Here is a 13,055-nt window from a genome sequence, read left to right as displayed (position 1 = left end):
GCCCCCTGCTTGTTATCCTCCGCGCCCCGTGGCCCCACCCCGCCCAGAGCTGCCGATCGACGCGGTGCTGCCCGACGTGCTCGCCGCCCTGCGAGTCGGCCGCTCGCTGGTCGTCGAGGCCCCACCCGGCGCCGGCAAGACCACGCGGATCCCCCTCGCCCTGCTCGACGCCGGGCTCGCCGGTGAGGGCCTCGAGGTCCTCGTCCTCCAGCCGCGCCGCATCGCCGCCCGCATGTCGGCCCAGCGCGTCGCCGAGACCATCGGCGAGCCGATCGGCCGCCGCGTCGGCTATCAGGTCCGCTTCGAGTCCGCCGTCTCGCCCGCGACCCGCCTGCGCTTCATCACCGAGGGCCTGCTCTCGCGCAAGCTCCACGCCGACCCGCAGCTGCGTGACGTCGGCGTGGTGATCCTCGACGAGTTCCACGAGCGCCACCTCGACGGCGACCTCGGCCTCGCGCTCGTGCGCCAGCTCCAGCGCGGCGCCCGACCCGACCTGGCGATCGTCGTCATGTCGGCCACCCTCGACGCCGCCCCGGTCCAGCGCTACCTGTCCGAAGGGACAGCCCCGTGCGCGCGCATCACCAGCGCCGGGCGCGTGCACCCGGTCACGATCGAGCACCAGGGCGCCACCAGCGAGGCCGAGCTCGCCTCCGGCGTGCTGCGGGCCTTCAAGCAGCTGCTCGACGACGACCTGGACGGCGACGTCCTGGTCTTCCTCCCCGGCGCCCGCGAGATCCAGCAGGCCGCGGCCGCCTGCGCCGGCCTGGCCGCGCACGCCCGCGTCCAGATCTTCCCGCTCCACGGCGAGCTCCCGCCGGAACAGCAGGACCTGGCCCTCCGGCCATGTCCGCACCGCAAGCTGATCCTCAGCACGAACCTCGCCGAGACCTCGGTGACGATCGACGGCCTCGTCGCCGTGATCGACGGCGGCCTGGTCCGCCTGCCCGCCCACGACCCCTGGACCGGCATCGCCACCCTCAGCGTCGCCAAGATCTCCCGCGCCTCCGCGATCCAGCGCGCCGGCCGGGCCGGCCGCACCCGACCCGGCCGCTGCCTCCGCCTCTACAGCCAGGCCGACCACGACCGCCGACCCGAGTTCACGCCCCCCGAGGTCGCCCGCGCCGACCTCAGCGCCGCCCTCCTCGACCTCCACGCCCTCACCGTCGCCGACCCCACCCGCTTCGCCTGGTTCGAGGCCCCGCCGCCCGCCGCCCTGCAAGCCGCCGAGGCCCTGCTCCACCGCCTCGGCGCCGTCGACCCCGACGGCCGCGTCACCCCGCGAGGCCAGCGAATGCTCCGCTTCCCGCTCCACCCCCGCCTCGCCCGCCTGGTGGTCGACGGTCAGGACCGCGGCGTCACGGCCCTCGCCTGCGGCGCCGCGGCCCTGCTCGGCGAGCGCGGCGTAAGGCCCGGCAACCACCAGGCCCACACCGACGCCGACGCCGACGTGCTCGTCGACCTCGCCGAGATCGACGCCATGCGCCGCCGCGGCCAGGCCGACGACACCCCCCGCGGCGGCCTGCTCCCCGGCCCAGCCCGCCGCGTCCTCCAGGTCCGCGACCAGCTCCTGCGCCTCTGCGATCGCCCTGACCGTGAGGACATGTCCGAAACGACCGGTCCCGAACGACAGGTCGCAAAGAACATGTCCCAAGCGCCAGCCGAAGCCGCGCGACCGACGGGCCCCGCCCGAGCCGAGCCCCGCCCACGTACGGCCGACCCCACACAGCCCGCCCGAGCCGAGCCCCGCCCGCCCGCGACCCTGCTGGCCCGCGAAGACGCCCTGCGCCGCGCGCTGCTGGCCGCCTTCTCCGACCGCGTCGCCCTCGCCCGCACCGACAGCAGCGGCGGCCGCGTGCTCGCCCTCGCCGACGGCGGCGCGGCCCGCCTGAGCCCCGCCTCGGTCGTGCGCAGCGCCCCCTGGCTGCTCGCGCTCTCCGTCGAGCAGCGCCAGGAGGGCCTGCGCGGCACCCAGGTGCTCGTCCGCAGCGCCTGCGCGATCGAGCCCGACTGGCTGCTCGACGACTTCACCGACGAGATCGTCGCCAGCGACCAGCTCAGCTTCAACCCGCAGCGCGAGCGCGTCGAGGGCCGCTCCGAGCTGCGCTACCACGGCCTGCTGATCGACAGCACCCCGCACCGCAAGCTGCCGCCCGGCGCGTCCCAGATCCTGCGCGACGCGGCCCTCGCCGCCGGACCCGCCCGCTTCGTCGGCGAGCCCGAGGCCCTCAGCGAGCTGTTCGCCCGCACCGCCTTCGTCGCCGCCCACGTCCCCGGCTTCCCCGCGCTCGACGAGGCCGCCGCCCGCGACGCCCTCGCCGAGCTCTGCGACGGCCGCAGCAGCTTCGCCGAGCTGCGCAGCGCCGACCTGATGAGCACCCTGCTCGCTCGCGTCGCCGGCCACAACAACGCCCTCGCGCGCCTCGCCCCCAGCCACCTGCAGCTCCCCGGCGGCCGCCGCCTCGCCGTCCACTACGAGCCCGGCAAGCCCCCGTGGGTCGCCTCGCGCCTGCAGGACTTCTTCGGCCTCGCCCGCGGCCCGAGCGTCGCCGACGGCCGCGTCCCCGTCGTGCTCCACCTGCTCGCCCCCAACGGCCGCGCCGAGCAGGTCACCACCGACCTCGCCGGCTTCTGGGACCGCCACTACCCCGACCTGCGCCGCAGCCTCATGCGCCGCTACCCGCGTCACCCCTGGCCCGAGGATCCGCGCAGCGCCGCCCCGCCGGCCCCGCGCCGCTGATCACTCGTCCTCGCTCGCAACCCCCTCCAGCTGCCTCCAGAGCCGGTTTCGCCGCCCTCGCCATGGCCTCGTCCCGCGTGCTATGTACGCTCCCCAGGCATGTTGACGCTCGCCTCCTTGCTGGCCGCGATGACCATCGCCGGCGCCTTCTGGGTCGGAATCCTCGCCGCTCGCCGCCTCCGCGACTGGGGCGACGGTCGGCGTCAGCTGTCCGAAGGGGAAGGTCAGCACGCCCCCCTCGCCCTCGCTCCGGGCACCAGCGGCAGCGGCAACATCCACAACGCCAACGCGGGGGGCGCGGGCGGCAGCAACGGCGGCCTCCTGCACGACGCCGTCAGCCGGCGGATCCGCGAGCGCGTCGCCCAGCGCTTGCAGGGCCGCGTCGGCCCGACCATCCCACGCACCATCGACGTCGACCCCGAGGCCGCCGACCTCGGCATCACCGGCCTGCGCCAGGGCGACGTCGTCAGCGTCGAGACCGGCGATCCCCAGCGCGACGGCGACTACCTCGTCGACGGCGTCATCAACCTCCGCGAGGGCGCCCAGGTCACCGTCGTCGCCGTGATGACCGACGCCGACCGCACCCGCTGGCTGGTCGGCGCGCCCGACCAGGACCGCTACCTCCTGTGCGAGCCGGTCCGCGGCCACGGCCTCAGCGGCGAGCCCCCGCGCCACATCCTCCACGCCGAGCAGGACTACGCGCTCGAGCGTCGCGGCCAGTCGAGCGCCGCCGGCGTCGGCATGCACGGTCGCCCCGCCCTGCCGCGCGTCGCCACCTACGTCTACCGCGCCGGCCCCGACCAGACCCTGTGGATCGAGCGCTGGGGCGAGCAGGTGCTGATGGGCGCCGCCACCTCCGTGTCCGCCCACGACGTCCACTTCCTGCCCGGCTCGTGAGCGCCTCCCCCGACCCACCGCCCGCGTCGGCCCCACACGTCGCGTCGCTCGCCACGCAGTCCAGCGACTTCGCGACCCGCCTGCGCGCCCCGCCCGGCGTCCCGCTGATCACCTTCACGATCTGCCGCTACCCGCCGGGCCAGCGCTTCTGGGCCCTGCGCCAAATGGGCCTCGCCCGCCGCCCGCTCGCCGCCACCCTCGGCCTCGACTTCCACCGCCTGCTCGGCTCCGGCGCCAGCCCCGGCTTCTCGCTGCGCCCCGACCTCGGCCGCTACGCCCTGCTCGCCGCGTGGTCCTCGGAGCAGGCCGCCGACGACTTCTTCGCCGCCGCCCCGCTGCTCCGCGCCTGGCGCGAGCACAGCTCCGAGCTGTGGACCGTCAAGCTGCTGCCCCGCCGCAGCCGCGGCAGCTGGGCCGGCCACTGCCCCTTCACGCCCTCCACCCTCGAGCTCCCGCCGCTCCCTGTCGTCGTGATCACCCGCGCCAGCCTGCGCCTGCGCGCCCTGCCCTCGTTCTGGCGCCGCGTCCCCGCGATCAACCGCGACCTGCTCGCCAGCCCCGGCCTGCGCCTCGCGCTCGGCGTCGGCGAGCTGCCGTGGCTGCGCCCGGTCACCGTCAGCCTGTGGGACGACGACGCCGCGCTCGAGCGCTTCGCCTTCCACGGCGCGCGCCACCATCAGGCCGCCCGCGCCGCGGTCGATCGCCGCTGGTTCCGCGAGGACCTGTTCGCCCGCTTCGCCGCGATCGCCAGCCAGGGCCGCGTCGACGGGCGCGACCCCTGCGGCTTTCAAGCTGTCCTTCCAGACATGTCCCGCGGGCCAGCCGCGATCACAGCGGCTTGAGAAGCACGGTCAAGCTGTCCTTCCAGACATGTCCCGCGGGCCAGCCGCGATCACAGCGTCTTGAGGTACTCGAGCACCGCCTCGCGCTCGTCCGGCGTCAGCGCGTCGCCGAAGGTGTGCCCGACCTTGCTGTGGGCGAACTGGGTCGTGTCGTAGATGAACTTCTTCTCGTCGGCGGCCGCGTCGGCGTGACCGTACTGCAGCTCGATGTAGGGCCAGCCTAGCGCCGCCTCGTCGAAGTGGGCGCTGTCATAGTCGACCCGGCGCCAGAACTTGGGCCGCTTGCTGCTGTCGAGCACCGCCGCGATCGTCGGCACCGAGCCGTTGTGCAGGAAGGGCCCGCTGGCCCACACCCCGTCGAGCGGCGGCGCCATGTAGCCCGGGAACGGGTCATTCGGCTCCATCCGCGTGATCGAGCCGTAGTACGACTCGTTGTACCACTCGACCAGCTGCGGCGCGTACTTGGTCCCGCCCTCGGCGACCACCGCGTCGGTGCCGATGATGTCGAGCGGGAACAGCAGATTCGGGTAGGTGTCGTCGGCGTCGTTCGCCGCGTAGGTCCCGTGGCAGCCGGCGCAGCTGGCCGCGAACACCACGGCCCCCTCGGCCGCCAGCGCCGCGTCGATCGCGAACGGATACTTCGGCGCCTGCACCGAGCGCACGAAGGCCTGGATGTCGTTGAAGTAGCTGTCGATCTGCTGCGCCTCGGCGACGCTGTCGGTGCACAGCGCGGTCGCCAGCATCATCGTCCCGCGGTGGTCGCCGCGGGCCATGCCGTTGTAGAAGAGCGCGTTCTTCTTGTGCGCGCGCCACCACGGCGGCGGGTCCGAGGGCACCACCAGCTCCGGCAGCGGCAGCAGCTTCTCGTCGCTCCACGCCAGCGTGTGCCGGTCGCGGTGGGCCACCAGCGTGATCGCCACCGCCTCGGCCGGGTTGGTGCCGACCGTGCGCATCACCGTCTGCGGCCCGAGCACCTTCACCCGGTTGAGGAAGCGGGTCATCTGCTCGATCCCCGGGATCGGGATGTCGGGGATCGGGAAGGCGTTGAGCAGCGCGCTCATGTCGCCCGTGAAGTCCGCGTCGGCCGTTCCGAGCCCGACGATGCGCTGCCCGTTGAAGCTGCCCGCGTGGCAGGTCAGGCAGTTCTGCGACACGATCTCGGCCCCGTCGACCTCGTGCACCGTCCAGTTGTAGGGCACCTGCGCGTTCTTGCCGGAGCGCCCGGGCAGCGGCTCACCATCGGTATAGGCCCCGAGCACCGGCTTCGCGAGCCCGAACAACAACCACGGGATCCCGCAGGTGATATACCCGCGGGTCAGCAGCGCCTCGTAGCCCTTGGTCGGGTCGCCCGGCGCCTGCGGCTCGGGCGGAATGAAGACCCCGTAGTCCCACGGCCCAGGCATCGTCGCGGGCCCGGTGCTGCTGCCGCTCTCGCCCGCGCTCTCACCGGAGCTCTCGCCCGTCACCCCGCCCGTCGTCGGCGCCGCGCCGGTGTCACTCCCAGGCCCCTGCGCCGCCCCGGTGCTGCTGGCAGTGTCCGTCCCCGCGCCGCCACTGCCGCCGCCCGCGTCCCCGCAGCCGGCCACCGCGATCAGCGTCGAGATCCCCGCCACACAGCTGCGTCGTTGCATCATCATGCTCCGACCGCACCGTAGGCCGGAGCCCGACCCGCGCGCAAGCCCTCGCTACGCCCCCTGGCTGCCCTGGCCGTGTTGGCCCAGGTTCGCCGTCGCGCTGCGCTGACGGTACAGATACGACGCCAGCGAGACAAACAGCGTCGTGTTGAAGCACACCACCACCAGCACGATCATCGGTGTCGAAAAGGCAAACATGCGAACACCTTAGCGGCCGCCGCGGGCCGCCCAAAGCGAAGGAATTTCCGCTCCGCTCGCCCCCTCCCGCAGTTCTTTCGAGGTCATCGCCAAGCTGACGCGACGAGAGCCTCGCGCGGTCGCCCAGCTGACGCGACGAGAGCCTCGCAGGGTCGCCAAGCTGACGCGACGAGAGCCTCGCGCGGTCGCCAAGCTGACGCGACGAGAGCCTCGCGTGTACCATCGGCCGCGTCGATGGCCACACCCCCGCTCTACATCGTCGGCGCAGGCGCGGTCGGCCTCCACCTCGCCGCCCGCCTCTCCGCCGTCACCCCCGTCACAGTGGTCGCCCGCGGCCCCCGCGTGGGCCGCCTCCTGCGCGACGGCTTCGAGCTATCCGGCGCCGAACAGGGCCACTTCAAGCTCCCCGTCGTCGACATCGCCGAACCACTCCCCGCCAGCGCCGACCTGCTGCTCGCCGTCAAGGCCACCCAGCTCGCCGACACCCTCGCCCAGCTCGCCCCCGGCCCGCAGCACACCCTCGGCCTGTGCCAAAACGGCCTCGGCATCGCCGCCCTCGCCCGCATGCACGCCCCCGCGGCCGCCCACGTGCGCGTCGCCTGCTGGCTCGGCGCCGGCCTGGCCTCGCCCACGAATGTCCGCGTCAGCGGCGTGTTCCAGCTCGAGCTCGCCGCCGACGACCCCGCCGCCCTGCGCACCCGCGACCGCTGGCAACGCCTGCTCGCCGCCGCCGGCTACCCCGTCCGCGTCGTCCCCAGCCTGGCCGCCTGCGAGTGGCGCAAGTCGCTGTGGAGCCTCGCCGTATGTGGTCTGTGTGCCAGCCTCGGCGAGCGCAACGGCGCCGTGCTCGACTCACCACCCCTGCACGCCCTCGCCCGCGAGCTGCTCCAAGAAGCCCGGGCCGTCGCCGCCGCCGAGGGCGTCACCCTCACGGACGACGACCTCGAGCGCGTGTTCGTCTCCACCCGCCACACCCGCGACAACCGCAACGCCATGCTGCAAGACCTCAGCCGCGGCGACACCACCGAGATGTACTTCCTGAACCTCGCCGTCGCCCGCCTCGCGGTCAAGCACGGCCTGTTCACCCCGGTCAACGCGGTGGTCGCCCGCCTCATCGAGCACTGCGAGCGCCGCGGCCCCACCCGCCCTGACGCCGCCGGCCCGACCACCGCCGGCGCCGACGAGTGACCTCCCACGGTCCGTGACCGTCACCGCATGCGCTCCGCGGCGCAGGCGGTCACGGGGTTCCCCACTCAGTGACAGTAGCCGCAGCCGAGGCTCTCGACCTCGAGCGCGCAGTACGAGTCCCAGCGAGTCGCCTCGCAGAAGGGGTCGTAGGTGGCGACACAGCCGCTGACCGTCGCGTCGCCGCAGCCGGGGTTGCCGTTGTCCGCGCAGCAGGCCTCGTCCGCGGCCGCCAGCGACGCGACCTCGGCGACGCAGGTCCCGTCCCAGGCCGTATCGCAGCAGTAGCTGTCCTCAGCGCAGACGACGGCCTCGACGCCCGGATCAGAGCAACCGGGCTCGACCGACGCGACCGTGCACGCGTGCGACGGCGTGTAGGTGGTCGTGGTGGGCCCTTGCTTGGTCCACATGAACTGGTCGGGACCGGTGATCCAGTCCGACGCGAGCTGCGTGCAGTCCTCGGTCAGTGCGCCGCCGCAATCAAAGGTGGAGCCCGAGACGAGACGGTCGTTCGTCACCACGCAGTTCGACCCGTTGTCGCCCCACACCGCCTCGCTGGCCTCGGTCGCGTCGTCGAACCCGGAGAAGAAGCGGTCGCGCACCTGCAGCGGCGTGCCGTCGGCCGTGTTGCTCACACCGTCGCCGCAGATGTCCGCCCGCACCACACGGCTGGCCGCCTGCAGCTGCTGCACCCCGTTGCGACCGCCGTAGCTGGAGACCCACGACGGGTAACCCCACAGGCCCGCCTTGCCGATCGCACCCGAGGCACAGCCGATGAAGCCGACGGTCTCGTCCTCGGTCACCGTCCCCAGCTCGCTGACCCTCACGTTCGGGTAGAGCACCGCGGCGAAGCTGACCTTGAACTTATTGGCCACGCCCGGCGGCGTCTCCCCGACCTGCTTGAGCGTGACCCCGGACGCGCTGAGCGCGTCCAGCTCCGCACAGGCCGAGTACGGTCCGGGCACATGATAGTTCTCGCCCGGGACCAGCGAGAAGTTGTAGATCGGCAGGTCCAGCCCACCGGGGATCGCGGCGATCCCGACCCCGCTCACGCGCATCGTGAAGAAGCGCGGGGCGTGGGTGCTGTCGGCGATCTTGAAGCGCCACTCGGAACCCAGCAGCTGACCCGCCCGGTAGTTCACGCCGTTGATCTTCAGCGCCCCGAGATCCGGCTGGATGTTGTTCCCCGCGGCCGTATAGGTCGTCAGCGCGCCGCCCACGTACACCCGCACGTGAATGAAGGTGACCCGCGTGGCCGCGGCGTCGTCGTATGTCACGGTGTCGCCGTCGCGATCGAAGTGCCGTAGCGGCATGCCCTCCGGGAACAGCTGCGCCGTGTTCAAACGCGTCGACCCGCCGAAGGAGTCCGTGCCGAAGGGACGGAGCTGGACCAACTCCGGGTCCTGCGCCCCGCGGTCGACCGCGTCGGCCAGCACGGCGTCGTCACACGCGCCAGCGAGGAGGAGGGATACCAGGGGAAGATAGGCGGTGGGTCGCTGCATGGTGGTGTCTCGCCCGGCGTCCGGGCGCTCGCTCTCGTCGCTAGTTCAGTGGGGTGCCAGCGGATTTTCAATTGCCCCGCGCCGAAACTTTCTCGGCGGGAGCATCTGTGGACCGCTGCCCGCTACCAAGCTCGCATGATAGCTTCGCCGGGTCGATGGACGACGCGGTGCTCTTCGAGGCCTGGTGCCGCGGTGACCGGCGCGCTGGCGCGCAGCTGTTCGAGCGCCACTACGAGGCGATCGCCCGCTTCTTCCACAACAAGGCCAACCACGACGCCGACGACCTGATCCAGCGCACCTTCCTGCGCTGCATCGAGACCCAGGCCCGCATCCGCAACCCGCAGGCCTTCCGCTACTACCTGTTCGGCGTCGCCCGCAACGTCCTGCTCGAGTACCTCGAGGAGAAGGGCCGCCGGCAGCGGCGCGAGGTCCCGAACTTCCTGACCAGCTCGATCGAGGACATCGCGCCCACGCCCTCCAGCGCGCTGGTCCGGGCCCGCGAGGAGCGCCTCATCCTCAACGCCCTGCGCCGGATCCCCCTCGAGCTGCAGATCATCCTCGAGCTCTACTACTGGGAGGAGCTGCGGGCGCGCGAGCTCGCCGAGGTGCTCGACCTCCCCGAGGGCACGGTGCGCACCCGCATCCGCCGGGCCAAGCAGCTGTTCGAGGAGGAGATCGCCCGCGTCGCCGAGACCCCTGCGCTGGCCCGCAGCACCCTCTGCGACCTCGACGGCTGGGCCCGCCGCCTGCGTGGCGACCTCGGGCGCGCGGGTCGTGGCAATTGAAATCGCCGCGACACCCCACTTGCCCCCCGTGCATGCCCGACTCCCACGACCCGAGGCCCGCGTGACCGACGCCAACAATCCCGCGCCGCCCAGCGACCTCGCCGCGACCCACGCCACCGACGTCCGCCAGCTCGGCCTCGCCGCGACCCAGGGCTCCCAGCCGACCCTGCGCCGGGTCCCGCCCGAGCCCGAGCCCGAGCCCGCGGCATCGCTCGGACTGCTCGCCACCTCCGCCCGCCAGGGCGCCGACACCACCCCGGCCCAGTTCGGCGTCCTCGAGACCCTCGCATCCGGCCGCCACGCCCCGCTCGCCCGCCCCGACCTCGCCGACCCCGAGGAGCGCCGCCGCCGGCAGGCCCTCAAGTTTCGCATGTTCGGCGAGGCCGAGGACGCGGTGAAGATCGGCCGCTTCCAGGTCCTCGGCCGCCTCGGCGCCGGCGGCATGGGCGTGGTCTACACCGCCTACGATGAACGCCTCGACCGCAAGATCGCCATCAAGGTCCTGCGCAGCGAGGGCTCTGGCGACCAGAGCCGCGTCCGTCTGCAGCGCGAGGCCCAGGCGATGGCCCGCCTCTCACACCCCAACATCGTCGCCGTCCACGAGGTCGGCGAGGCCGAGGGCGGCGTGTTCGTGGCGATGGAGTTCGTCCGCGGCAGCAGCCTCGACCGCTGGCTCGAGACCAAACAGCCGTGGCGTCGCGTCGTCGAGGTGTTCTCCGCCGCCGGCCGCGGCCTGCAAGCGGCCCACACCGCCGGCCTCATCCACCGCGACTTCAAACCAGCCAACGCGATCCTCGGCGACGACGGCAGCGTCAAGGTCCTCGACTTCGGCCTCGCCCGCAGCGACGCCAGCCCCGCCGACGAGGCACAGGCGCCCGGCTCCCTGATGAACCTCCGCCTCACCCGCACCGGCGTCATGATGGGCACGCCGGCCTACATGTCCCCGGAGCAGCTCCTCGGCGAGCCCCTGACCCCCGCGAGCGACCAGTTCTCGTTCTTCGTCGCCCTCTACGAGGGCCTCTACCGCCGCCTGCCCTTCGCCGGCGAGAGCCTCACCGAGCTCGTCGAACATGTCACCAGCGATCGCCCCGCCGAGGCGCCCGCCGGCAGCGACGTACCCGCGTGGCTGTATCGCGTGGTCCTGCGGGGCCTCGCCCGCGCGCCGGCCGATCGTTTCCCCGACATGGCCGCGGCCCTCGCCGCCCTCGCCAACGATCCGGCGCGTCGTCGTCGTCGCCTCGCCGGCGCCCTCGGCCTGATGCTCTTCAGCGCCGGCGCCAGCGTCGGCGCCATGCAGCTCGGCGCCACCGACGGCGGCCGCTGCGAGGGCCTCGCCGCCGCGACCGCACCGGTGTGGAACGACGAGCGCATCGCCGCCGCCCGCACCGCCTTCACCACCAGCGCCGGCTCGCTCGGCAGTGAGACCTGGACCCTGCTCGAGCCGCGCCTCGCCGCCTGGGTCGAGCAGTGGGTCGCCCTCCGTGGCGACCGCTGCCGGGCCTACGCCGCCGGCGAGCTCTCGGACACCCTGCACGACCGCTCGCTCGCCTGCCTCGAGCGCCAGCTCGCCCGCGTCGACGGCCTCGTCAGCGCCTTCGTCGTCGCCGACCAGGCCCGCGTCGAGCAGGCCCCGGGCGCCGTCGCTGCCCTCCCGCCGCTCTCGCTCTGTGCCGACGTCGACGACCTGCTCGCCGAGGTCGCGCCGCCCGTCGACCCCGACGCCCGCGCCCGCGTCGCCGACGGCCGCGCCGTGCTCGAGCGGGCCCGCGCCGCGATCGACCTCGGCGACTACGACGGCGCCCTCGCGAGCGCCAGCCAGGTCGCAGCCCGGGCCCGCGCCCTCAACTACGAGCCCCTGGTCGCCCTCGCCGAGGTCGTCCGCGGCGACGCCCTGCAGTGGAAGCGCGACGTCCCCGGCGCCGATGCAGCCCTCGGCGCCGGCCTCGAGCTGGCCCTCGCCAGCGGCGACGATCGCAGCGCCGTCGAGGCCCTCGCGCGCCGCATCTTCGTGCGCGCCGAGCTCGCGGGCCAGCCCGAGCGCGCCCTCGCCGACGAAGCGATCGACCGCGCCCTGCTGCGCCGAATCAGCGACGACCCACGCCTCGCCTGGCTGGTCGAGAACAACATCGCCGTCGCCCACGACGCCGCCAGCGACACCGAGGCCGCCGCCCATGGCTACGAGGCCGCGCTGCGGATCGCCGAGAGCATCAACGACGGCGTGTCCACCGAGGCGATCGTCTCGCGCTACAACCTCGGCCTGCTCCGCGGCGAACAGCGGGACTTCGACCGCGCCGCCGAACTGCTCGCCGCCGCCGCTGCCGCGGGCGAAAAAATTAATGGCGCCAACCACCCCGCGTTGCTCCCCTTGCTCGAGGGCCAGGCCAACGCCGCCTATGCGCTCGGTCGCCTCGCCGAGGCGCTCGCACTGTGCCACCGCGCCCGTGCCCTCGCCGGGCGACTCCCCACCGCCAACCCGGCGTTGCTCCTTCCGATCGTTGAGCTCGAAGCACGAATCGCCAGTCAGCGGCGTGACCCCGCTGCGCCCGCCCTCGCCGACGAGGCCGCGAACCTGGCACGAACCGCCTTTGGCCCGAACAGCCCACGCGTCGCCCTCGCGCTCCTGCAGCCGCAACTCCACCGCGACGCGCGAGCCGATGAGCTCGATGCGGCCGTCCACGAGCTCGCCAGGCACGGTCCATCGCGCTGGGCGACCGCATTGTGGTCTCGAATGTATGGGCTCAACGCCGCTGGCCGCTCCACCGAGACCCTCGCGCTACTCGCCGAAGCCCAGGCCGCCCCCGCCTGGTCCGAGCTCCCCCCCGAGACCCGCACCGCGCTCGGGCTGATCGAGGCCGCAGCCCGGATCGCCATCGATCAACCAGCGCAGGCCGCCGCGATACTCGATGAGATCGAGTCGCTCGCCGGCCCCACTATCTCGGGCCCCCCACGCCACTACCTCGACTACCACCGCGGCCGCATCGCCCTCCGCACCGGCGACATCCCGGCCGCCCTCACCGCCCTGCGCCGCGCCGCCACCGGCTACGCCGCCACCTGCGACCCCGACTACCCCGAGCTCCTCGAGGTCCGCGCAGCCCTCGTCCAGGCCTTACGGGCCGCCGGCGAAACGTCCGAGGCCGACGCCCTCGCCACCGAACTCATCCGCAGCTACCGCGCCCTCGGCCCCGCCTTCGCCCCCGAGGCCGACGCCCTCGCCACCCGGCCCTGACACCGCTCTGGCCGCGAATCCTCGCACCGCAGAAGTTCATGTGTCGCGT

Annotated in this window: 9 protein-coding genes; 6 read left to right on the top strand and 3 right to left on the bottom strand. The window is 73.5% G+C overall.

Annotated elements, in window-relative coordinates; all coding sequences use genetic code 11:
* Positions 1-28 precede the first annotated feature (28 nt).
* From IPJ59_RS10200 to IPJ59_RS10190, 3 genes are all read left to right on the top strand, one after another.
* Positions 29-2,737 carry an ATP-dependent RNA helicase gene (locus tag IPJ59_RS10200; RefSeq protein ID WP_293271142.1) on the top strand — a complete coding sequence of 903 codons (2,709 nt, stop codon included), beginning with the start codon at positions 29-31 and terminating at the stop codon, positions 2,735-2,737.
* 99 nt (positions 2,738-2,836) lie between these two features.
* Positions 2,837-3,634 (top strand): DUF4178 domain-containing protein, encoded by a 798-nt coding sequence (locus IPJ59_RS10195; RefSeq protein WP_293271140.1) that lies wholly within the window; start codon positions 2,837-2,839, stop codon positions 3,632-3,634.
* Positions 3,631-4,476: a hypothetical protein gene (locus tag IPJ59_RS10190; protein ID WP_293271138.1), complete on the top strand. Its 846-nt coding sequence runs from the start codon at positions 3,631-3,633 to the stop codon at positions 4,474-4,476. The genes IPJ59_RS10195 and IPJ59_RS10190 overlap by 4 nt, the downstream gene beginning before the upstream one ends.
* A gap of 50 nt (positions 4,477-4,526) precedes the next feature.
* Here IPJ59_RS10190 and IPJ59_RS10185 read toward each other — a convergent pair whose 3' ends face one another.
* Together IPJ59_RS10185 and IPJ59_RS10180 are read right to left on the bottom strand one after the other, a co-directional pair.
* Positions 4,527-6,107 carry a c-type cytochrome gene (locus tag IPJ59_RS10185; RefSeq protein ID WP_293271136.1) on the bottom strand — a complete coding sequence of 527 codons (1,581 nt, stop codon included), beginning with the start codon at positions 6,105-6,107 and terminating at the stop codon, positions 4,527-4,529.
* Between the two features lie 54 nt (positions 6,108-6,161).
* A complete protein-coding gene (locus tag IPJ59_RS10180; RefSeq protein WP_293258956.1) occupies positions 6,162-6,308 on the bottom strand; it encodes a hypothetical protein in 147 nt (48 codons plus the stop codon).
* Between the two features lie 234 nt (positions 6,309-6,542).
* Here IPJ59_RS10180 and IPJ59_RS10175 point away from each other — a divergent pair, with 234 nt between their 5' ends.
* Complete coding sequence (locus tag IPJ59_RS10175; protein ID WP_293258958.1) at positions 6,543-7,496, top strand: ketopantoate reductase family protein; 954 nt, start codon at positions 6,543-6,545, stop codon at positions 7,494-7,496.
* Positions 7,497-7,561: 65 nt separating this feature from the next.
* Here IPJ59_RS10175 and IPJ59_RS10170 read toward each other — a convergent pair whose 3' ends face one another.
* Positions 7,562-8,995 carry an ADYC domain-containing protein gene (locus IPJ59_RS10170; protein ID WP_293258960.1) on the bottom strand — a complete coding sequence of 478 codons (1,434 nt, stop codon included), beginning with the start codon at positions 8,993-8,995 and terminating at the stop codon, positions 7,562-7,564.
* A 155-nt stretch (positions 8,996-9,150) separates the two neighbouring features.
* Here IPJ59_RS10170 and IPJ59_RS10165 point away from each other — a divergent pair, with 155 nt between their 5' ends.
* Entirely contained in the window at positions 9,151-9,780 is a 630-nt protein-coding gene (locus IPJ59_RS10165; protein ID WP_293258962.1) for an RNA polymerase sigma factor, read from the top strand.
* Positions 9,781-9,841: 61 nt separating this feature from the next.
* Complete coding sequence (locus tag IPJ59_RS10160) at positions 9,842-13,006, top strand: serine/threonine-protein kinase (RefSeq protein WP_293271134.1); 3,165 nt, start codon at positions 9,842-9,844, stop codon at positions 13,004-13,006.
* The last annotated feature ends 49 nt before the right edge of the window (positions 13,007-13,055 follow it).

The sequence above is a fragment of the Nannocystis sp. genome, from assembly GCF_016714285.1.
GTDB lineage: Bacteria > Myxococcota_A > Polyangia > Nannocystales > Nannocystaceae > Nannocystis.
The sequence above is the reverse complement of the archived record's forward strand: the minus strand, read 5'-3'. Positions and strand labels throughout refer to the sequence as shown.